This is a genomic window from Ruegeria sp. CL3, from assembly GCF_056536505.1.
This window is the reverse complement of the sequence record NZ_JBQFPT010000001.1, coordinates 146030-166367: the sequence shown is the minus strand read 5'-3', so window position 1 is coordinate 166367 and position 20338 is coordinate 146030. Positions and strand designations below refer to the sequence as shown.

Here is a 20338-nt window from a genome sequence, read left to right as displayed (position 1 = left end):
GGTCAGAGGGGCACGACCTTCACGCTCTGCCCTTTCGCTGCCAGTGCGATCTTGCCTTCGCACAGCTTCAGAGCGTCCTCACCGAACACCTCGAACCTCCAACCGGTCATAGAGGGAAGGCCGCGCTCGCCCGCTGCGATCTGGTCCAGTTCAGCGCTGGTGGCGATCAGCTTCGCCGCCACACCCGAGCTTTCGGTTTTCGATTTCAGCAGCACCCGAAGCAGATCGGCCAGCGCCGGGTTCACCTTTAGTTTGTCGCGGCTCGTGTCGACCTTGGGCAGCTGTTCGGGCGGACAGTTCACACCCTTTTTGACGGCCGCCAGAATGCCTTCCGCAATCGCCCCCTTGCGCGCTTCTCGCAGCAATAGGCGCGAGCCGCCAAGGTCCGATGGCGTTTTGGGTTTGGTCGAGGCCAGTTCGATCAGCGCGTCATCCTTGAACACGCGGTTGCGCGGGATGTTGTTGTCCTGCGCATGGGATTCGCGGAACTGCGCCAGCTCCCGCACAACCGCCAGGAACTTGGCCGAATTCGTCCGCGTTTTAACACGCTTCCACGCATCCTCGGGCCGGATGTCATAGGTGCCGGGCTGTGTAAGGATGCGCAGTTCCTCGGACACCCAATGGCTGCGCTTGGTTTTCTCAAGCTCAGCCGCAAGATGTTCGTAGATCTTGCGCAGGTGGGTCACATCGGCCAGCGCATAGGTCTTTTGCGCATCTGTCAAAGGACGCCGCGACCAGTCGGTAAAGCGCGAGGTTTTATCCACCCCCTGCTTGCAGATCTTGCGCACCAGCGTCTCGTATCCGACCTGTTCTCCAAAGCCGCAAACCATCGCAGCAACCTGCGTGTCAAACAGCGGCGTCGGGAACACATGCGCATCGACCCAGAAGATTTCCAGATCCTGACGCGCGGCGTGGAACACCTTGACCACGCCCTCATTCCGGAACAGCTCATAGAGCGGCTCAAGCGAGATACTATCGGCCAGCGGGTCGACCAGAACGGCGCTGTCTTCATCCTCAGAAGGGACGGCAAGCTGCACCAGACACAGTTTTGAATAGTAGGTCCGCTCGCGCAGAAATTCGGTATCTACAGTGACATAGGGAAAGGCAGCAGCAGCCGAGCAGAAATCAGCCAGCTCTTGCGTCGTTGTCAGAGTTCTCATGCGCCGTACTATTCTTGTTCTTTGTGTGACTGCCCGTTTTTCTACCGTCCCGAGCGTTATCGGCGACCATAGGACGAATTTCCGCCGGGTGTAAATCACCCAAGGGCGATCAGGGCAGCATAAGAACGGACCTGTTGCCTTCCGCATACCGCCGCAGCACCGGCGGGTAGAGCTGATGCTCATAAACCAACACTTTGGCGGCCAGGCTGTCGGGGGTGTCCTCGGGTTCAATGGCGACCCGCGCCTGCCCCAGAATTGGGCCATCATCCAACGCCGCGGTGACCTCATGCACGGTGCAGCCGTGTTCGGCGTCACCGGCTTCGATCGCGCGGGCGTGGGTATGCAGGCCCTTGTATTTCGGCAGAAGCGAGGGGTGAATGTTAAGCATCCGCCCTTGAAAGCGCGAGACGAAATCGCCGGTCAGGACCCGCATGAACCCGGCCAGACAGACGATATCAGGTTGCGCGGCCTCAAGCGGTTTCAGCAGTTCCGCCTCAAACGCCGCTCGATCCCCTTTAAAGGGGCGGTGATCAACCACAGCCGTTTCAATGCCGCGATCCCGCGCCTTTGCCAGACCACCGGCCTGCGCGTCGTTGGACAGAACCAGACATGGGCGCGCAGGGTGGTCTCCGGTCATGCTGTCGACCAGAGAAACCATGTTTGACCCGCCGCCGGAAATCAGGATCGCGACGCGCTTGTGGCTCACAGCAGTTTGCCCGAATAGGCCACGCCAGCCTTGTCAGTCACGGTGCCGACGCGCGAGACGGTCTCGCCCGCCTCAGCCAGCAAAGCCGTCAGCGCGTCGGCCTGATCTTCGGCGCAGACCACGATCATGCCGATGCCGCAATTGAAGGTTTTCAGCATCTCAGCTTCGGCAATTCCGCCGGTTTCAGCCATCCAACCGAAGACGGGAGGCAGGTCCCATGCGTCCAGATCGATTTGAGCACCCAGCCCTTCGGGCAGAACACGCGGCAGGTTTTCGGTCAGACCGCCGCCGGTGATATGAGCCAGCGCATGCACACCCCCGGCGCGGATCGCGGCCAGTGCAGGCTTCACATAAAGCCGCGTCGGCGTCAGCAGCGACTCGCCCAACGTGCCGTCGCTAAAGGGCGAGTCGACCTCCCAGCCCAGCCCGGAAATCTCGACCAATTTGCGCACCAGAGAGTAGCCGTTTGAATGCACTCCGTTCGAGGCCAGCCCCAACAGAACGTCGCCCGCCGCTACGCCGTCGGGCAGATCAGCACCCCGCTCCATCGCACCCACCGAGAAGCCAGCCAGATCGAAATCGCCATCGGGATACATGCCCGGCATCTCGGCGGTTTCGCCACCGATCAGGGCGCATCCAGACTGCGCACAGCCTTCGGCAATTCCTTCGATGATCCGCGCGGCGGTATCGGTGTCCAGCTTGCCGGTGGCGAAATAATCAAGGAAGAACAGAGGTTCCGCGCCCTGACAGATCAGGTCGTTGACGCACATAGCGACCAGATCAATGCCAACGCCATCGACAACGCCAGTATCAATAGCGATCCGCAGCTTGGTACCGACACCGTCAGTTGCTCCAACCAGAATGGGGTCTTCATAGCCAGCGGCCTTAAGGTCGAACAGCGCGCCGAACCCACCCAGACCGCTCATGACTCCGGGGCGATTGGTGCGTTTGGCGGCGGGCTTGATGCGGTCGACCAGAGCGTTGCCTGCATCAATATCCACACCCGCGTCGGCGTAGGTGATTCCGTTCTTGCCCGCTGTCATGGCCTATCCCTCATGAATGGTTTGCGGGCGAGTTAGTCGATTGTGCGCTTTGATGCAACGGTCAGGCTTGACGCGGGCGATCACCGTGGTACTCAAAGCGCTCAGGCGGGCCTGTAGCTCAATTGGTTAGAGCAGAGCGCTCATAACGCTTTGGTTGCGGGTTCAAGTCCTGCCGGGCCTACCAAATTCCGCTGTTTTCATAAGAACGCCGCGCCTCTAGCGCCCTACGATGATGTCGGCACACAGCCCGCCCAATCTCTCGCTTTTGCCAAGGCGCAAGACGCCGCCATGGGCGCGTGCGATGTCGGCCACGATGGCAAGGCCCAGCCCCACACCGCTGCCCTGGTTCTGATTGCGTGCAGGATCGAGACGGGAAAAGGGCTTAACGGCCTCGGTCCGCTGTTCGGGCGGGATACCCGGCCCATCATCCTCGACCCGGATGCGGAGGGATTTGGGCGTCAGCGTCAGGCTGACATCCGCTTTGCTGCCATAGCGCACCGCGTTGCCGATCAGATTCTCGACGGCCCGGCGCATGGCCGATGGGCGCAACATCACGGTCCCCTGCCCTTCGACGGCTACCAGTTCCGCTTGATGGCCTGCCCGTTTTGCGTCACTGACGATCTGCGTCAGCAAAGCTTCGGGATCGACCTCTTCGGGCGCGCCTTCGGCAGCACCGCGTGAAAAGTCGAGGAACGCATCAAGAAGCGATTGCATCTCGGTTACGTCCTGCTGCAACGGCGCAGCCTCTTCTTCGGGCAGCATAGACAGGCCCAGTTTCAGCCGTGTCAGCGGAGTACGCAGGTCATGGCTGACACCCGACAGCATCATTGTCCGCTGCTCCATCTGCCGTTCGATCCGCGCCCGCATGTCGAGAAAAGCATTGCCCGCGGCCCGAACCTCGACCGCGCCGCCGGGGGAATACGGCACCACCCGTCCGCGACCAAAAGCCTGCGCCGCATCCGCAAGCCGCGTAATGGGTCGCAGTTGGTTGCGCATGTATAGAAACGAGATCGAGGTCATGATGATGGCAAAGAAAACCATCGTCACAATCAACTGATGCGGCGCCGCGGGGGACAGACGCCGTCGATCAAAGGTCAACTGCAACAGGCCCAGATGAGTGGGCATATAGAGGCGCGCCTCTTGCCCACTAGGCAGGGCAACCGCTTCAAGGTCAGGCAATTCTGCCATGAGATCTGCCTCAACCTGTGGCGCAATAAAGTCGTACCATCTGCGCCGGCCGATTTCTGGCATCTCATCCGCATCGAGGAACTGCATCTTCATCGACAGAGCGCTCAGATCAGGACGCACAGCGGCCAGCGCCTGTTGCCGGGTCTCAGCCTCGGCCATAGCCTGAGTGATCAGTCGGACCTCACGTGCGGCAGCTTGCGTCATCTGCGCGGTCACGTCCTCCAGATGCTTTTGCAGGAACGCAATGCCCACCACCAGCAGCAAGGCCACCACCGGCAGGACGAGAATCAGCGCAGCCCGAACATACAGGCCACGCGGCATATAGGGTTTGAGCCATTGCGTGGACATGCGCTAAACCTAGCGGGCTGCCCAGACAAGAGAAAGAGGACAGAATGCAGGCACCTGACGAATTCAACCCGCCAGCTGGCGTGGCGCAGGAGTTGCATCCGGGTTTGCGGCGCATTTTGGCTCCAAATCCTTCGCCGATGACGTATCTGGGCACAAACACCTATCTTCTGGGTACGCGTGATCTTGCAGTGATCGACCCCGGACCGCTGAGCGACGCGCATCTGGAGGCGATTCTGGATGCGCTGACACCCGATCAGAGAATCAGCCACATCCTCGTGACTCACACCCATCTGGATCATTCGCCTCTGGCTGCCCCTCTCGCGGCCCGCACGGGTGCCGCGATTCTGGCCTTTGGAGGCCCCGAGGCCGGGCGCAGTACGGTCATGTCCGACCTCGCCAAAAGTGGCATGGTGCAAGGCGGAGAAGGCATCGACACCGCTTTCCGGCCGGATATCGAATTGGCGGACGGAGAACGCATCACGGGCGACGACTGGCAGCTTGAGATCATCCACACCCCCGGCCATCTGGGCAATCACATCGCGCTGGCCTGGGGCGATATCTGCTTTTCGGCAGATCACGTGATGGGTTGGGCCAGTTCGCTCGTCTCTCCCCCTGACGGAGACCTCACCGACTTCATGGCGGCCTGCCATCGGCTGCAACAACGCGACTGGTCCGTCTTTCACGCAGGCCACGGCGCACCGATCGAAAATCCTGCTGAGCGGCTGGAGTGGTTGATTCAGCATCGCTTGGGGCGAGAAGCGCAAATCCTGACGGCGCTGGCAGATCGGCAAGGCTCGGCCCGGCAATTGGCTGAGCGTATCTACACCGAAACCCCAAAAGCCCTGCTGCCCGCAGCCGAGCGTAACGTCCTGGCGCATTTGATTGATTTAGCAGGAAAATCCAAAGTCACCTACGATGGCCCGCTTGCGTCAGACGCGGTTTTTCGACGACTGTCGTGAGCACGTGAAAAAATTCAGATTTCTCGCGCTTCCCCTCTGGACGTCAAAAATCGGGGTTGTTATACGCCCCTCAGTTCCGGCGTAGCTCAGCGGTAGAGCAGTTGACTGTTAATCAATTGGTCGTAGGTTCGATCCCTACCGCCGGAGCCAATCTTCTCAGCAAGTTGGTTAGTTTTCCTCTGCGTAGAACCTTCGCAGGTCTTGGTGAGAAAAAGACAAATAGGGTTAGAGCTTTTTCGGGTATTAATCGGACAATAAAGCCCACCGCCTCCGTTTGGTAGAACCCACACTATCCTAACGCCTATGAACAAATCATAGCACCTACAGAGCCACACAATGTGGGGTCGAAGGATTCGACTAGGCGGTTGTCAACAAACGAATCACACGAACCAACCGATCTACTGGAATTTCCATAGGCTCTACGTCAAAAATCGCCATCCGACCGACAAACTTCGGAGCCCTAAGAAACTCTTCGGCAGCGCGCATACGCGGGCGGTGAAGGTAGTCATCAAACAAAAGTGTCACCGGTCGCTTGATGTTAAAAGCCGTCGCCAGGGCACAACCGACGCGAAACCGTCCGTCCACCAGCACTACATCAGGATGCTGAAACCCATCGCTTTGCCAAATTGACAATGGGTATCTGGGAAACAGGTTCGATTCCTTCGTATTTTCCGGGAAACCCCATTTCTTTGTCTTCCCAATGTTCACCCATGAAATATTGACTTCAGTACTCGTCTTAGGAGGATTTTCCTGGAACCACCGATGCATCATTTGGGCCCAGTATTGATCACTTTCCACACTAAAGACTTTTTTATTCTCCAATTCCCCTGCCAATACAGTGGATCCCCCGGATCCATACTCCAGAATGACAGAAGATTTTTGATAATGCTCGCGCAGTACTTCCTGCACGTCATAAGGCATAGTCAGAACTGGTTTCTTGAGCTGAGCTGTGTTCAATTCGGTCTCCAAGTTGTTACAATGCATCTAACTGATCTCCAAAGAAAAGTATCATGAACGACAGTGATTTGAACCAGATACTGCGCTCCGCAGCTGACAAACAAAAGAAAACTAAATCAAGGTCAAGCGTGCTAAAATACGCGCAGAGACCTTTGGTTTTGAACTCATTGAGTTCTTTTGCAGCTAAATGAGTGTCAAAGCCAGGGCGATGGTCTAGGAAGAGGTTTTTGAGTCATCGGTCGCATCGCTCTATTTCGCAACGCCAGTGTTCAAGCCTGACAAACACTGTCTCGAAACGGCTGTTGCGTTTTATGCCGACGAGTGCCGTATTTGGCGTACTTCTTGCGCCTTTTTCGAACGACGATAGCAAATTGCAATTCTTTCTCGCGGCAAACGAACAGGGGGTTGAACCGAAGTCTGAAGAGATCAGTACCGAGGAGAAGCGGCCTGTTTGATAAATTTACTCAAAATCCCACAAGATGATCTAGACGCCATGAAAACAGCTTGCTATATGGCGCGAACCGTTCCGGCGTAGCTCAGCGGTAGAGCAGTTGACTGTTAATCAATTGGTCGTAGGTTCGATCCCTACCGCCGGAGCCAATTCTCCCAGATCACTCCGTCAAAACGTCGGCAAACTGCGTGCGCAGGGTCCGTTTCAGCACCTTTCCCGTGGCGTTCAACGGCAGAGCGTCGATGAACACAACCTTATCCGGCACTTGCCATTTGGCGATCTTGCCATCGAAGAAGGACAGCAGTTCTTCTTCTGACGGCTCCTCTCCCTCGGCCTTCACGGCGACCAGAATCGGGCGCTCATCCCATTTGGGGTGCGGGACCCCGACAACGGCGGCTGTGGCGAGTTTTGGATGGGCGACCGCGATGTTCTCCAGCTCGACCGAGCTGACCCATTCGCCGCCTGATTTGATGATGTCCTTCGACCGGTCGCGGATCGTCATGTAGCCGTCGGCATCCAGAGTTGCGACATCCCCGGTGGCGAACCAGCCGTCCTGCAGAAGCGCCTCGTCCTGCATCTGGAAGTAGCTGTCCAGCACCCACGGGCCGCGCACCATCAGGTCGCCCTGGGTTTCGCCGTCATGGGGCAAGTCATTGCCGTCGTCATCCACGATCTTCAGCTCGACCCCAAAGGGAGGCCGCCCCTGGCTTTCGCGTAGACGGTGCTGCTCATCGATCGGCAGGTCGCGATGTTTGGCAATCGGGACATTGGTTGAGCCCAGCGGACTCATTTCACTCATGCCCCACGCGTGGACGGTGTCGACGTCGTAGACCTCACGGAAGGTTTCGATCATCGAGGGTGGGCAAGCAGCGCCTCCGATCACAGTACGCTCAAGACTGGCGAGTTTGCTGTCGGATTGCCCGGCATGGGCTAGAAGACCCTGCCAGATCGTGGGAACGCCCATCGCGACCGTCACGCCATAAGTGTCGATCAGGTTGACCAGCGCCTCACCATGCAGCCCCGGCCCCGGCAGAACCATGCGCGAGCCGGACATGGCACAGCCATAGGGCGACCCCCAGGCATTGACATGGAACATCGGCACCACGGGCATCACCACATCCATCGCCGAATAGCCAATGACGTCTCGCGCATTCGAGGCAAAGCCATGCAGCACGGTCGAGCGATGCGAGTACAGCACCCCCTTGGGATGGCCCGTCGTGCCCGAGGTGTAGCACAGGCTGGAGGCCGTGTTTTCATCCAAATCCGGCCATGCGAAATCAGCATCGCCCGTCTCAATCAATTCATCATAGAATTGCAGCCCGTCGATCTGCGCCGCCGCTTCGTCATCACGGGGCCCCATCAGCACAAAGTGATGAACCTCGCCTAACCCTTCTTGCAACGCAGCGACCAGCGGGATGAAGGTGGCATCAAAAAACAGAACGCGATCCAGGGCGTGGTTGATGATGTAGGTCAGCTGCTCGGGGAAGAGGCGCGGATTGATCGTGTGACACACGAAACCTGCGCCCGAGGTCGCATAGTAGATCTCAAGGTGGCGGCGATTGTTCCAGGCCAGGGTGCCGATGCGGTCCTGTGGTTCCAGTCCAAGCTTGGTCAGCGCTGATCCCAACCGGCGAGCATTGCGCGCCACTTCGGACCAATTGGTTTGCGTTACGGTGCTGTTTGTTTCGACCGACACGATTTCCGTCTGACCGTGGTAGCGCTCGGCATGATCAATCAGTGACGAGATCAGCAAGGGCTGCGTCATCATCTGTCCCAGCATGGACATCCTCCCTTTTTTGTTCAGGCCACGCTGTCGGCGGCCATTCCGTGCTTTGAGTGATACGCGGGCCTGTGGCCGGGCGATCAATCATGACGGTTCATTGGGAAGAACCCTGCCAAGCAATTATTTGTCTGACAATAAAAAGATTGCAGCCCGAGGTTGCCCCGGGCCGCAATTCACCACGTCAATTGCGGTGTCGGAGAGTATAGGCGACCAGAGCGGCGGTCGAACCATCTTTGTCGTCCGCGCTCACTTCTCCGTCCACGATCGGCCCGAGTGAGGTGGCAAGTTCTTTGCCCAATTCAACGCCCCATTGATCGAAGGAATTTATGCCCAGAAGAACGCCTTCCACGAACACCCGATGTTCATAAAGCGCAATGATCTGCCCCAGCACAAAGGGCGTCAGTTTGGGATAGATCAAGGTAGTCGAAGGCCGGTTGCCCGGAAACACCCGATGCCGTGCCTGACGGTCGAGTTCATCGCCCTGCAGGCCTTTGGCGGCCATTCGGGCGCTGGCTTCGTCAAAAGACCTGCCGCGCATCAAAGCTTCGGACTGGGCGAAGCAGTTGGCCAGAAGCAGGCGGTGATGATGGGCCAGCTCCGGCTCATGCCCTTCAGCGGCGACCATGAATTCGCAGGGGATCACGTCGGTGCCCTGATGGATCAGCTGGTAGAAGGCATGCTGGCCATTGGTGCCCGGCTCACCCCAGACAACAGGCCCCGATGGCACTGTCAGTTCGCTGCCATCCATGGCGACCGATTTGCCGTTCGATTCCATCTCAAGCTGCTGGAAATAGGCCGGCAGGCGCAGCAGCCTTTGGTCATAGGGCAACACCGCTCGGCTGGCATGGCCCAGCACCTGACGATGCCAGATCCCGACCAAGGCCAGCATTACCGGCACGTTCTCGGCCCATTCGGCCGAACGGAAATGCAGGTCCATCGACTGTCCACCCCGCAGGAAAGCATCGAATGCATTCGAGCCGATCGCGATCATCACCGGCAAACCGACAGGTCCCCAGACAGAATAACGCCCTCCGACCCAATCTGCGAAACCGAATACGCGATCCTCGGGGATGCCGAAGGCCTGCGTTTTGTCTAACGCGCTTGAGACGGCGGCAAACTGCTTGGCGGGGTCTCCTCCGCCCTCGCTCATCCATGCCCGCGCGGTGCGGGCGTTGGTCATGGTTTCAATCGTTGTGAAGGTTTTCGAGGCCACCATCACCAATGTTCGGGTCGGGTCCAACTGGCGCAACGTATCCGCGATATGCGCGCCATCGACGTTCGAGACATAGTGCAGACGCGGCCCATCATGGTAGGGCGACAGCGCATGGGTCGCCATCACTGGCCCCAGATCCGAGCCTCCGATACCGATATTCACCACATCGGTAAAGCTGCCCCCTGCCCCGGCAGCGGTGCCTCCGCGCACCTCCTCGGCGAAGACACGCATCCGCTGCAAGGTGTCCAAAACGTCCGGCATCACATCCTGACCATCGACCCGCACCGCGTCGCCGTCCAGGTTTCGCAACGCCGTGTGCAACACCGCGCGATCTTCGGTCTCGTTGATTTTCTGGCCAGAAAACATCGCCTCGCGGCGTGCTTCCAGATCGGCTTGGTCACATAGTTGGATCAGAGCATCCCGGATCTCGCCGCCGATCTGCGTTTTTGAGTAGTCGAACAGCATATCGCCGGTTGAGGCGGAGAAATTCTGTGCCCGATCCGCGTCCGCCTCGAACAGGTCGAGAATGCGGGCCTGTTGCGATGCTGCCAGTGCTTTCAATCTATCCAGCTGCATGGCTCACTCCGCCCAATGAACGGTCATGCCGCCCAACACAGCCGCAATTGGGGCCTCTTCGGGGGGTAGAGACATGGCCTTCTCCAGCGCTTCCCGCTTCTCGGCGCCGTAGATGATCAGATGTTTCGACAAGGCCCCATCTAGGACCGGAGCCGTCAGGGTGATACGCGGTTCCGGTTGCACATCCGTCCTCGCCACGGCCAGTGTCGGCGCGTTGCTGTCCAGCGCCTCAGCCAGCCCCTGCATTCCTGGAAACAGTGAGGCTGTGTGCATATCGCCTCCCATCCCCAACACCAGTACCGACAAAGGCAGAACCGGTGCGATCAATGACTCGATCTCAGGCAGAGCGTCCTCGGGTGCGGCCCCCGGGACGTAGAGCGGCACGTATTGCGCCACCGAGGCGCGGTTGGTCAGAAGGCGTTCGCGGATCAGACGCTCGTTCGAGCGGTCACTGTCCGCAGGCACACAGCGTTCGTCGGTCGGCAGCACGCGTATCCGCGCCCAGTCCAGATCTGCGGCACAGAGGACATCGAAAACCGGCCCCGGAGTCGTTCCGCCCGGCACCGCAAGGGCCACCGTGTCGTCATGCAACAGAGCGGCCTCCAATTCTCCGGCCAATGCGTTGGCCACGTCGATCGCCAACATGTCGCGGTCGGCATATTCCTGAATATTCATGGCTTGATTCCCTGCCAGTGGCGACCGTCTCGTTTCATCAGCAGCTCGGCGTCGCCCGGCCCTGTGCTGCCACTGTCATAGGGTTTGGGGACATCACCCCGCGCCTGCCATCCGGCGATGATCGGATCGGTCCATGCCCAGGCGGCCTCAACCTCATCACCACGCATGAACAGGGTCTGGTTGCCCCGGATCACGTCCATGATCAGACGTTCATAGGCATCGGGCGGGTCCTGATTTTCCGGCCCGAGCGCCTCGGCAAAGCTCATGTCGAGCGGGACGTCGATCAAACGCATTCCACCTTGCCCCGGTTCCTTGATTGTCACCTTCAGGGTGATCCCCTCATTCGGTTGCAACCGGATAGATAAGGCATTGGCGTGTCGCCCCGCCGCCTCTCCAAAGATCGAATGCGGTGCATCCTTGAACTGCACGTTGATCACCGAGGAGCGCGCCACCAGCTGCTTGCCGGTGCGCAGGTAGAACGGCGTCCCGGCCCATCGCCAGTTGCTGATATGCGCCTTCAGGGCCACGTAGCTTTCCGTGGTCGAGCGGGGATTTCCAACAACCTCACGATAACCTTCCCCATCAGCCTCGGAAGCGAACTGCCCGCGTACAATGTGGTGCGGCTCAACCGGATCAAGCGCGCGGATGACCTTGAGCTTTTCGTCGCGTACAGCGTCCGGATCGAACTTGGCGGGTGGTTCCATCGCAATCAGGCAGAGCAATTGCATAAGGTGGTTCTGCACCATGTCGCGCATGGCTCCGGCGCGCTCATAATAATCCTCGCGCCCTTTGACGCCGACTGTCTCGGCCACCGTGATCTGGATGTGATCGACGTATTGGCTGTTCCAGAGCGGCTCAAACAGCATGTTGCCAAACCGCACGGCCATCAGGTTCTGGACGGTTTCTTTCCCCAGATAATGGTCGATCCGATAGATCTGTCCTTCGTCAAAATGCGCCGCCAGCGTCGCATTCAAATCCCGAGCGCTGTCCAGATCGTGGCCAAAGGGTTTCTCTACCACGATCCGAGTGTCCTCGGTCGCAAGCGCATGTGCGCGGATACGTTCGGCCAGTGGGCCAAACAGGCTGGGACCGACCGAGAAATAGAACGCCCGCACGCGGTCCGGGGTCAGTTTGCCTGCAAGCTCATCCCACCCGCCGGTTGAAAGCGCGTCAAGCCTGACATAGTCGAGACGCTGCAGGAAACCCTGCAGGTTCTCAACCTCGCCCGACCGTCTGGGCGCATAGCTCCGCAACGACTCGGCCACGAGGGTCCGGAATGCATCCGTCGAAAGCTCACTGCGCGCAGCCGCAATGATGCGCGCGCTTTCGGGCCATTGCCCCGCGCAGAACCTGCGAAACAAAGCGGGCAGGATCTTGCGCTGCGCAAGATCTCCGGTGCCGCCGAAAATGACCAGATCGAACGGATCGACGGGAATGACGCGTGAAACCATGAGTTGTCCTTAACCTGCCCCTTAGGTCATGTCCAATGTTAGCGCAATCATTATGCTTACTTATGTTTCTTTTTTCCATCGCATGACCCGAAAACGCCTGTTATTCGATGGGTTCAGCCAAAGTAATCCAAATCACTGAGGGACGCGGCGGTTTTCCGATATAGATGTAACAGGATCATTCCAGTTTGGGTTGTTGAGATGAACAAGTTTCTGTTTTTTCTGTTTGCATGTTTCGCCGCCCCGCTTTGGGCGCAAGAGCGTTTGGCCCTTGTGATCGGCAATGATCAATACAACTCGGTCGTTGATTTGAAGAAAGCCGTCGCCGATGCCGAGGCGGTTTCCGACAAGCTGGAAAACCTGGGCTTTGAAACCATCCAAGGCCTCAACCTCGACCGGCGCGGTATGAACCAGAAAATCGCGGACTTCACCGCTCGGCTTGAGGCCGGCGATACCGCTTTTGTGTTCTTTGCCGGTCACGGGGTTGAGATTGACGGAGAGAATTACCTGCTGCCGACCGATATTGTCACGCCTACGTCTGGTGAGACCGATTTCGTGAAATCCGAATCCATCGCCCTGTCGAACCTGCTGGACCGCGTCCGCGCGACCGGTGCGCGCACCTCAATCGCAATTATAGACGCCTGCCGCGATAATCCGTTCGAGACCGTATCGGGGCGCAGTGTCGGGCGCACTCGCGGCCTCGGTCGCATCAACGCGCCTGAGGGTATGTTCGTGATCTTCTCAGCCGGGGCTGGCCAGATGGCGCTGGACCGCCTGAGCGATGATGAACCCGCGCAGAACTCAGTCTTCACCCGCGCATTGCTGCCGCGCCTGTCAGAACCGGGTCTTGAGCTGCGCAGCATGGTCTCAGACCTGCGGCGCGAGGTGCGCGATCTGTCCCGCACCGTTCAGCATACGCAGATCCCGGCGTACTATGATGAGCTTTTGGGAGAGTTCTATTTCACCCCAGCTGTCGCAACAGTCCCGCGGACCACACCAACACCACCGACGGATGACATGCGCGCCGATCTAGAGCTTGCCCGCTCTGTCGGAACGGTGACCGCGCTGGACGCGTTTCTTGAGAAGTACGAGGATCAGTCCGAAAACTACTCCTACGAGGTAGCTCTGCAATTGCGCGACAGCCTTGCCTCGGTCGAATTGCCAATCGAGACAGAGCGCACTCCAGCCCCCGAAGCCTCAGACACCCCGGTCATTTCAGATTCGCGCGAAGTGATGCGCGCCACGCAATCGGCCCTGAACGCGCTGGGCTGCAGTGCCGGAGGTGCAGATGGTGTCGCCGGACCACGCACTCGTCAGGCCTTTGCGCGCTACCGCGAGGCGAGCGCGTCGCAATTAGGGGCGGATGATTTGGGAACTCAGCACGCGCTGGAGGAGTTGCAGGGCAAAAGCGGCACGATCTGCAAGGTCGTCGCTGCACCGGCACCCACACCGTCCCCTGCACCGTCTGTTTCCACGAGCCTTTCTATGGCTGGCACATGGCAGTTCAAGGCCACCTGCGCGGTGGTCGTCAAAGTGACCGGAACGGTGCGCTACTCCCATGCCGGTGGCAACAAATACACCGGAAGCCTCACCGACTCGCTGGGTCAAAAAGCCAACACGGTGATCTACGTGAATGACCAACAGATCAGCGGCACCGACTATTTCCCCGGCATCACAGTTCAATGGCGCGGTCGTCTGGCTGAAGATGGCAACAGCTTCACCAGCTCGGGCTCAACCGGGTGTTCGGTCTACGCGTGGCGGGCGGGATAAGGCGTCAGTTCACGCGGAACTCACCCACCATATTGCGCCATTCCCCCGGCGCGATCATCTTGCGGTGGGTGAACTTGACCGAGTGCAAAGGCCCCTCAATCTCTCGCTGCCAAAAGTCGATAAATTCGAACAGTTTTGGATGATCTGGCGCCAGATCATATTCCTGCCAGATGAACGTGTTCAGGACATGGATATAGTCAGGCATATGGTAGAAGAATTCCGCCGTCGTCAGACCGTATCCCTTCAGCATCAATTCGGTTTCGCTTTGCCGCATTCAGACCTCCGATTTCATTCAGGGTCTCTCCATGATAGCAGCAAAACCACCTAACAGTTGGATAACAAGATGTTACCCGAGTGTTACTTTGGATTTTCACGCGCGGATTCGTTGCTTGCTTGCACCTTATGTGCTGGGTCTGATAGAGTAGAACCACAAAATATAGAGTCTGCACAAGAAACGAGCAGTTTACGTGAGCGATACGCCAGAAACACCTGAAAACATGGATGAAAACCCGCCCGAACGCCCTGTCTATGACGGCCCGACGGTCTCCATCGAATCCGAGATGCGCACGTCCTATCTGGACTATGCCATGTCGGTCATCGTTTCCCGCGCGATCCCCGATCTGCGCGATGGCCTGAAACCCGTGCATCGGCGGATTTTGTACGCGATGCATGAGACCGGTAACACGCATGAAAAGGCGTATCGCAAATCGGCCCGTCCGGTCGGCGATGTGATGGGTAAATACCACCCACACGGCGATAGCGCGATCTATGACGCGCTGGTGCGGATGGCGCAGGATTTCTCGATGTCACTGCCGCTGCTGGATGGTCAGGGCAACTTTGGCTCGATGGACGGCGATAACCCGGCGGCTATGCGCTATACCGAAGTGCGGATGGACAAGCCTGCTGCCGCCCTACTGGCCGATATCGAAAAAGAGACGGTTGATTTTCAGGACAACTACGACGGCAAAGACAAAGAGCCCACCGTCCTGCCGGCCCGGTTCCCGAACATGCTGGTCAATGGTGCCGGCGGCATTGCTGTGGGCATGGCCACGAATATACCTCCGCACAATCTGGGTGAGGTGGTCGACGCCACACTGGCGCTGATCGATGATCCGGATCTGACCTCGGAACAACTGATTGAATATGTCCCTGGCCCCGATTTCCCAACCGGCGGCGTCATGCTGGGTCGTTCTGGCGCGCGCAAGGCTTATCTGGAAGGCCGTGGCAGCGTCATCATTCGCGCCAAAACGCGTGTCGAGGAACTGCGCAAGGATCGTTATGCGATTGTCGTGGATGAGATTCCCTACCAGGTGAACAAAGCCTCGATGATCGAAAAGATCGCCGAAGCGGTGCGTGAGAAGCGCATCGAAGGCGTAGCGCATGTGCAGGACGAATCTGACCGCAACGGCGTGCGCGTTGTTGTTGAACTGAAACGCGATGCAACGCCCGAAGTGGTGCTGAACCAGCTTTATCGCTTCTCGCCGATGCAGACGTCGTTTGGCTGCAACATGCTGGCCCTGAATGGTGGCCGGCCCGAGCAGCTGACCCTGCGCCGGTTCCTGACATGCTTCATCGACTTCCGCGAAGATGTTGTCGCCCGTCGCACAGCACACGATCTGCGCAAAGCGCGCGAGCGGAGCCATATCTTGTGTGGTTTGGCCGTGGCCGTCTCGAATGTGGACGAAGTGGTTGCCACCATCCGTTCGTCGGCAGACGCGGCTGAGGCACGCGAGAAACTGATGACCCGACGCTGGCCCGCCGCCGAGATCGAAGGCTATCTGCGCCTGATCGACGATCCTCTGTCCAAGATGAACGACGACGGCACCTATAACCTGACCGAGGTTCAGGCCCGTGCGATCCTCGAATTGCGCCTGCAGCGCCTGACCCAACTGGGCGTCAAAGAGGTCACGGACGAGCTTGAGCAACTGGCCGCCAAGATCAAAGAATACCTGGATATCCTCTCCTCGCGCGAACGCATCATGTCGATCATCGGCGATGAGCTGCGCGAAGTACGAGATCAGTTCGCCGTGCCCCGTCGCACCGAGATCGTCGACTGGTCCGGCGACATGGAAGACGAGGACCTGATCGAGCGGGAAGACATGGTCGTGACCGTCACCTCGGGCGGCTATATCAAGCGTACTCCGCTGGCCGATTTCCGGGCGCAGAAGCGTGGTGGCAAGGGCCTGTCGGGGATGCAGACCAAGGAAGAGGACGTGGTTACCACCCTCTTCGTGGCCAACACGCATACGCAGCTGCTGTTTTTCACGACCGATGGGATGGTCTACAAGCTGAAGACTTGGCGCCTGCCGCAATCAGGGCGTACCGGCAAGGGCAAGGCGATCGTCAACATCCTGCCGATCCCGACCGGAGTCTCCATCGCTGCGATCATGCCCGTGGATGTACCGGATGAGGAATGGGAGAACCTTCAGGTCGTCTTCGCCACTAGCGCAGGCACAGTGCGGCGTAACCGCCTGTCGGACTTCACCAATGTGAAGCGCAACGGCAAGATCGCCATGAAGTTCGAGGATGAGCATGCCGAGACGAAGCTGATCAACGCGCGCATCTGCTCGGAAGAGGATGATGTGATGCTGGTCACCAAATCCGGCCGTGCAATCCGCTTCCCGACGACCGATGTGCGGGTGTTCAACAGCCGCTCCTCGGTCGGTGTGCGTGGTGTGCGCCTCTCCGGCAATGACGAAGTGGTTTCGATGTCCGTCATCCGCCATTTCGATGCGACCTCGGATGAGCGGGCCGCCTATCTCAAGATGCGCCGCCTGATGGCGGGCGTCACCGATGAGGCCGAGGGCGATGAGGATGAAGGCAATGCCGACAGCGTGCTGCCTCAGGAACGCTACGCCGAGATGTCCGCCGCCGAGAACCTGATCCTGACCATTACAGCGGGCGGCGCAGGCAAGCTGAGCTCCAGCCACGACTACCCCGTCCGCGGACGTGGCGGTATGGGCGTTGCCGCGATGGACAAAGCGATGCGCGGCGGCGAACTTGTCGCCTCGTTCCCGGTCGAAATTGATGACCAGATCATGCTGGCGACCTCCAAAGGTCAGTCGATCCGCGTGCCGGTCGATGGTATTTCCTTCCGGTCCCGCAGCGCCGGTGGCGTGCGAGTGTTCAACACCGGCAAAGGCGAAGAGGTCGTCAGCGTCGCCTGGATCGCCGATCAGGGCGATGAGGACGAGGCCGAAGAATAATCTTCTGGCTAGAGCACATGAAACAGGCGCTAACCGGACCCGGGCAGCGCCTGTTTTGATTCAGTGCCCAATAAATCAGCCACAACCCAGAGCCGATCCTGACCCCAAATGCTCTGACCGACGACGTGGAAGCTGGGAACACCCCAAAGGCCAACGTCTTGCAGCCTGTTTTGGTTCTGCTCAACCCGCCGACGCCAAGTCTGTGATTTCAGCTCATTGCGCGCTTTGGCCCAATCCAGACCGGCGGTCCTGACAATATGGGATAGCCCCCTATCACTCGCCGCGTCCGCACCCTCGGACCAGACCGAGCGGATGAAAGCAGAGCAAAACGTGGCCATCCGACCTTCGGATTCGGCGTAGTCGAACAACGCATAACCGCGCTCGACCCCCGCGCCCAGAGGGTCGCAGATACGGCCAAACGGGATACCCAGCCGCCGTGCCTCACGCGTGCAATCCTGAAGGATGTATCGGGATTTCGCCTTTGGCACTGGCAAGCCGCGCATCAGCATCGGCAGCACCGGACGCAGGATCAGTTCAGCCTTGTAGTGTTCTGCCAAGTGCTGGACCCGGCCAAAAGCCAGAAAAGAATACGGGCTGCGGAAGGAGAAAAAGAACTCCAAAGTTTTTGGGGTGTCCCATTGGCGGTCAAACACCGGCTCTGGGGGCGGCACCAGAAGGGGACCGGTACCCAGCCCGGCGCTTTGTAACCTGTCTTCAAGATAGTGCAGTCGGTCCACACCCCAGTACCATTCACCGCCATAGTAAAACGTGCCACCCAGGTAGTGTCCCATCGCGCGCAACGCCTGATCCCCGGCGCGCATAGCAGCGGCGGGATCACTCTGTTTGCCCGCAGGTAAATCCCGCCCAGCCCATTGGGAGGCGCTAATGGCTTTGAGATGTTGCGCGAAATCCGGTTCTCCGAGAAATGCGGCCAGTCGAGCGTTGACCTCTGGTGTCACACCATCCGCCCTCGGCGCGTCCAAACCCAGCTTTTGCGCCAAACGCGTGGCGTCTTTGAGCGCGTTCTCACGATGCGCTTTCGGATCAGGAACCGCCTCAGCAGGCGGGCCTGAGATCAAATGCGGGCGCAGCGCAATGTCATAGCGCGCCTCAAATGCTGGCAAAACCTGCGCGGTCAGAGCGCAATACGGGTCTGACACGTCGTGGAAATAGTGAACTTCGTGCTGCTCGCCACGCGCCCTACGGCCCAGATCATGCAGGCGACGACGCGCGTTTTGCAGCCCTCGGCTGGTGATGATCTGGGCCAGCCTGGGTTTTACCAAAGAAGTGAAGGGCACAGTCGTCTCCGCCGGGGTCAGATGCTCTACCCTAGCCAATCCCGCGCGGAACACCACGCGGGCACACGGCAACGTGAGCGGGCAGCGTTACAGCCCGTAAAGCGCGCCGAATTTCTGCTCCAGATAACTCAGCAGCGGGTCCGGCCCCGGTTCAACACCGCTTGCACGCTGGATGACCTCGCGCGGGGCGTAGAGCCCGCCATATTGCTGCACATTCTCGCGCAGCCACGTGGTCGCGCCCGAGGTATCACCTTCGGCCAATTGGCCATCCAGCCCCGGCACAGCGCCGCGCAGCGCCTGATAGAGACACCCGGCATAGACGTTGCCCAGGGAATAGGTCGGGAAATAGCCGAACAGCCCCACGGACCAATGCACATCCTGCAAACATCCGTTCGAGGGCTTGTCGACCGCATAGCCAAAATCTGCCTTGAAACGGTCATTCCACGCGGCCTCGAGGTCCGAGACCTGCAGGTCTCCGGTCATCAACGCGCGCTCCAGATCAAAGCGCAGCATGATGTGGAGGTTGTATTGCACCTCATCCGCCTCGGTTCGGATATAGCCGTTCTGGACATGGTTCACAGTCGCGTAGAAGGCGTCGGCATCCGCGATCCCGAAATCTCCGAACGCGTCGCGCATCTGGGTGAACAGCCATCCGGTGAAGGCACGCGAGCGCCCAAGCTGGTTTTCATAGATCCGGCTTTGGCTTTCGTGCACACCCATCGACACACCCTGCCCCAGAGGCGTCAGCGCGTAGTCGGGGTTGATGCCCTGTTCATAGGCGGCGTGGCCAACCTCATGAATAGTTGAGTAGAAGCAGTTGAACGGGTCAGTCACGCTTGTCCGGGTCGTGATCCGCACGTCCGAGCCGCTGCCCGAGCTGAACGGATGCACCGCCTTGTCGACGCGGCCCCGGTTCAGGTCATAGCCGAACGCAAGCGCCAGTTTTTGTGACAGGCGCATCTGTTCGGTTTCGTCGAACGAACCCTCCAGCGCCTTTGGGGAAGGTCGATCGAGAACCGCCGCCCGCAGCGCCACCAAGCGGGGGCGCATCTGATCAAATATCTCGGCAATCTGCGCTCCGATCGTATAAGGCTCATAATCCTCGACCATGGCGTCATAGACGTCACCGCCCTGCGCCAGTGCGGCCCCTTCCTCGCGTTTCAGCGCGACGACCTCCTCTAGCACGGGCAGGAAGGCCGAGACATCCTCATCCGCGCGCGCCTGCGCCCATTTGCCTTGCGCGGCAGAGGTGACCCGAGCAAGCGCCTTGGCCAGGTTGGCGGGAACCTTGATGGTGCGTTCATAAGACCGACGGATTTCCCGCAGCTGGGCCTGACCCGAGGCATCACTCGCGTCGGCCTGGTCCAGCCATTCGGCCACGCGCGGGTCGGACTTGCGCGCGTGCAAAACGGCCTCGATCGCGGCCATTTCCTCAGCCCGTTGAGGGGCGGCTCCGCGCGGCATCATGGTCTCCTGATCCCAGCCAAGCCGGCCGGCGATCTGACCAAGGGCCGAGGTTTCACGTTGAAAGGCCATCAGGTTGTCAAAGGCGCTCAT

General features: G+C 59.2%; 15 protein-coding genes and 3 tRNA genes. 6 read left to right on the top strand and 12 right to left on the bottom strand.

Features of this window, described 5'->3' with window-relative positions; translation table 11 throughout:
- Positions 1-2: 2 nt before the first annotated feature.
- From rnd to purM, 3 genes are all read right to left on the bottom strand, one after another.
- Positions 3-1160 (bottom strand): ribonuclease D, encoded by a 1158-nt coding sequence (gene rnd / locus ACR0NO_RS00840; protein WP_480722666.1) that lies wholly within the window; start codon positions 1158-1160, stop codon positions 3-5.
- A 109-nt stretch (positions 1161-1269) separates the two neighbouring features.
- Positions 1270-1866 (bottom strand): phosphoribosylglycinamide formyltransferase, encoded by a 597-nt coding sequence (gene purN, locus ACR0NO_RS00835; RefSeq protein ID WP_170466747.1) that lies wholly within the window; start codon positions 1864-1866, stop codon positions 1270-1272.
- Positions 1863-2909: a phosphoribosylformylglycinamidine cyclo-ligase gene (purM, locus tag ACR0NO_RS00830; RefSeq protein WP_480722665.1), complete on the bottom strand. Its 1047-nt coding sequence runs from the start codon at positions 2907-2909 to the stop codon at positions 1863-1865. Before purM ends, purN begins: the two co-directional genes overlap by 4 nt.
- 107 nt (positions 2910-3016) lie before the next feature.
- Here purM and ACR0NO_RS00825 point away from each other — a divergent pair.
- A tRNA-Ile gene (locus ACR0NO_RS00825) sits at positions 3017-3093 on the top strand.
- Positions 3094-3125: 32 nt separating this feature from the next.
- Here ACR0NO_RS00825 and ACR0NO_RS00820 read toward each other — a convergent pair.
- On the bottom strand, positions 3126-4445 hold the full coding sequence (locus ACR0NO_RS00820; protein ID WP_480722664.1) for an ATP-binding protein: 1320 nt from the start codon (positions 4443-4445) through the stop codon (positions 3126-3128).
- Positions 4446-4489: 44 nt separating this feature from the next.
- Here ACR0NO_RS00820 and ACR0NO_RS00815 point away from each other — a divergent pair, with 44 nt between their 5' ends.
- Together ACR0NO_RS00815 and ACR0NO_RS00810 are read left to right on the top strand one after the other, a co-directional pair.
- Entirely contained in the window at positions 4490-5404 is a 915-nt protein-coding gene (locus ACR0NO_RS00815) for an MBL fold metallo-hydrolase (RefSeq protein ID WP_480722663.1), read from the top strand.
- Positions 5405-5479: 75 nt separating this feature from the next.
- Positions 5480-5554, top strand: a tRNA-Asn gene (locus ACR0NO_RS00810).
- A gap of 207 nt (positions 5555-5761) precedes the next feature.
- On the opposite strand, the gene ACR0NO_RS00805 is transcribed toward ACR0NO_RS00810, so the two are convergent.
- Positions 5762-6325 (bottom strand): hypothetical protein, encoded by a 564-nt coding sequence (locus ACR0NO_RS00805; RefSeq protein ID WP_170549906.1) that lies wholly within the window; start codon positions 6323-6325, stop codon positions 5762-5764.
- Between the two features lie 561 nt (positions 6326-6886).
- On the opposite strand from ACR0NO_RS00805, the gene ACR0NO_RS00800 reads away from it, so the two are divergent.
- Positions 6887-6961, top strand: a tRNA-Asn gene (locus ACR0NO_RS00800).
- A gap of 11 nt (positions 6962-6972) precedes the next feature.
- Here ACR0NO_RS00800 and ACR0NO_RS00795 read toward each other — a convergent pair.
- From ACR0NO_RS00795 to zwf, 4 genes are all read right to left on the bottom strand, one after another.
- Positions 6973-8592, bottom strand: a complete 1620-nt coding sequence (locus ACR0NO_RS00795; protein WP_480722662.1) for a long-chain-fatty-acid--CoA ligase — start codon at positions 8590-8592, stop codon at positions 6973-6975.
- A gap of 184 nt (positions 8593-8776) precedes the next feature.
- Entirely contained in the window at positions 8777-10384 is a 1608-nt protein-coding gene (gene pgi, locus ACR0NO_RS00790) for a glucose-6-phosphate isomerase (RefSeq protein ID WP_480722661.1), read from the bottom strand.
- A gap of 3 nt (positions 10385-10387) precedes the next feature.
- Complete coding sequence (gene pgl, locus ACR0NO_RS00785; protein ID WP_170688734.1) at positions 10388-11059, bottom strand: 6-phosphogluconolactonase; 672 nt, start codon at positions 11057-11059, stop codon at positions 10388-10390.
- Positions 11056-12510: a glucose-6-phosphate dehydrogenase gene (gene zwf, locus ACR0NO_RS00780; RefSeq protein WP_480722659.1), complete on the bottom strand. Its 1455-nt coding sequence runs from the start codon at positions 12508-12510 to the stop codon at positions 11056-11058. The genes pgl and zwf overlap by 4 nt, the downstream gene beginning before the upstream one ends.
- A 198-nt stretch (positions 12511-12708) precedes the next feature.
- Here zwf and ACR0NO_RS00775 point away from each other — a divergent pair, with 198 nt between their 5' ends.
- A complete protein-coding gene (locus ACR0NO_RS00775) occupies positions 12709-14277 on the top strand; it encodes a caspase family protein (RefSeq protein WP_480722658.1) in 1569 nt (522 codons plus the stop codon).
- A 4-nt stretch (positions 14278-14281) separates the two neighbouring features.
- Here the strand turns inward: ACR0NO_RS00775 and ACR0NO_RS00770 are convergent, their stop codons facing one another.
- Positions 14282-14551 (bottom strand): usg protein, encoded by a 270-nt coding sequence (locus ACR0NO_RS00770; protein ID WP_170466721.1) that lies wholly within the window; start codon positions 14549-14551, stop codon positions 14282-14284.
- 193 nt (positions 14552-14744) lie between these two features.
- Between ACR0NO_RS00770 and gyrA the strand changes: the two genes are divergently transcribed.
- Positions 14745-17483 (top strand): DNA gyrase subunit A, encoded by a 2739-nt coding sequence (gyrA, locus tag ACR0NO_RS00765; protein ID WP_480722656.1) that lies wholly within the window; start codon positions 14745-14747, stop codon positions 17481-17483.
- A gap of 29 nt (positions 17484-17512) precedes the next feature.
- On the opposite strand, the gene ACR0NO_RS00760 is transcribed toward gyrA, so the two are convergent.
- Positions 17513-18781, bottom strand: coding sequence for a DsbA family protein (locus ACR0NO_RS00760; RefSeq protein ID WP_480722654.1), 1269 nt, complete (start codon positions 18779-18781; stop codon positions 17513-17515).
- A gap of 87 nt (positions 18782-18868) precedes the next feature.
- Complete coding sequence (locus ACR0NO_RS00755; RefSeq protein ID WP_480722652.1) at positions 18869-20338, bottom strand: carboxypeptidase M32; 1470 nt, start codon at positions 20336-20338, stop codon at positions 18869-18871.

What these genes read in the sequence shown, in the direction of transcription:
- rnd (WP_480722666.1), bottom strand. Translation starts at nt 1,160, where the DNA reads ATGAGAACTCTGACAACGACGCAAGAGCTGGCTGATTTCTGCTCGGCT.
- purM (WP_480722665.1), bottom strand. Translation starts at nt 2,909, where the DNA reads ATGACAGCGGGCAAGAACGGAATCACCTACGCCGACGCGGGTGTGGAT.
- ACR0NO_RS00820 (WP_480722664.1), bottom strand. Translation starts at nt 4,445, where the DNA reads ATGTCCACGCAATGGCTCAAACCCTATATGCCGCGTGGCCTGTATGTT.
- ACR0NO_RS00815 (WP_480722663.1), top strand. Translation starts at nt 4,490, where the DNA reads ATGCAGGCACCTGACGAATTCAACCCGCCAGCTGGCGTGGCGCAGGAG.
- ACR0NO_RS00805 (WP_170549906.1), bottom strand. Translation starts at nt 6,325, where the DNA reads ATGCCTTATGACGTGCAGGAAGTACTGCGCGAGCATTATCAAAAATCT.
- ACR0NO_RS00795 (WP_480722662.1), bottom strand. Translation starts at nt 8,592, where the DNA reads ATGCTGGGACAGATGATGACGCAGCCCTTGCTGATCTCGTCACTGATT.
- pgi (WP_480722661.1), bottom strand. Translation starts at nt 10,384, where the DNA reads ATGCAGCTGGATAGATTGAAAGCACTGGCAGCATCGCAACAGGCCCGC.
- pgl (WP_170688734.1), bottom strand. Translation starts at nt 11,059, where the DNA reads ATGAATATTCAGGAATATGCCGACCGCGACATGTTGGCGATCGACGTG.
- zwf (WP_480722659.1), bottom strand. Translation starts at nt 12,510, where the DNA reads ATGGTTTCACGCGTCATTCCCGTCGATCCGTTCGATCTGGTCATTTTC.
- ACR0NO_RS00775 (WP_480722658.1), top strand. Translation starts at nt 12,709, where the DNA reads ATGAACAAGTTTCTGTTTTTTCTGTTTGCATGTTTCGCCGCCCCGCTT.
- ACR0NO_RS00770 (WP_170466721.1), bottom strand. Translation starts at nt 14,551, where the DNA reads ATGCGGCAAAGCGAAACCGAATTGATGCTGAAGGGATACGGTCTGACG.
- ACR0NO_RS00755 (WP_480722652.1), bottom strand. Translation starts at nt 20,338, where the DNA reads ATGAGCGCCTTTGACAACCTGATGGCCTTTCAACGTGAAACCTCGGCC.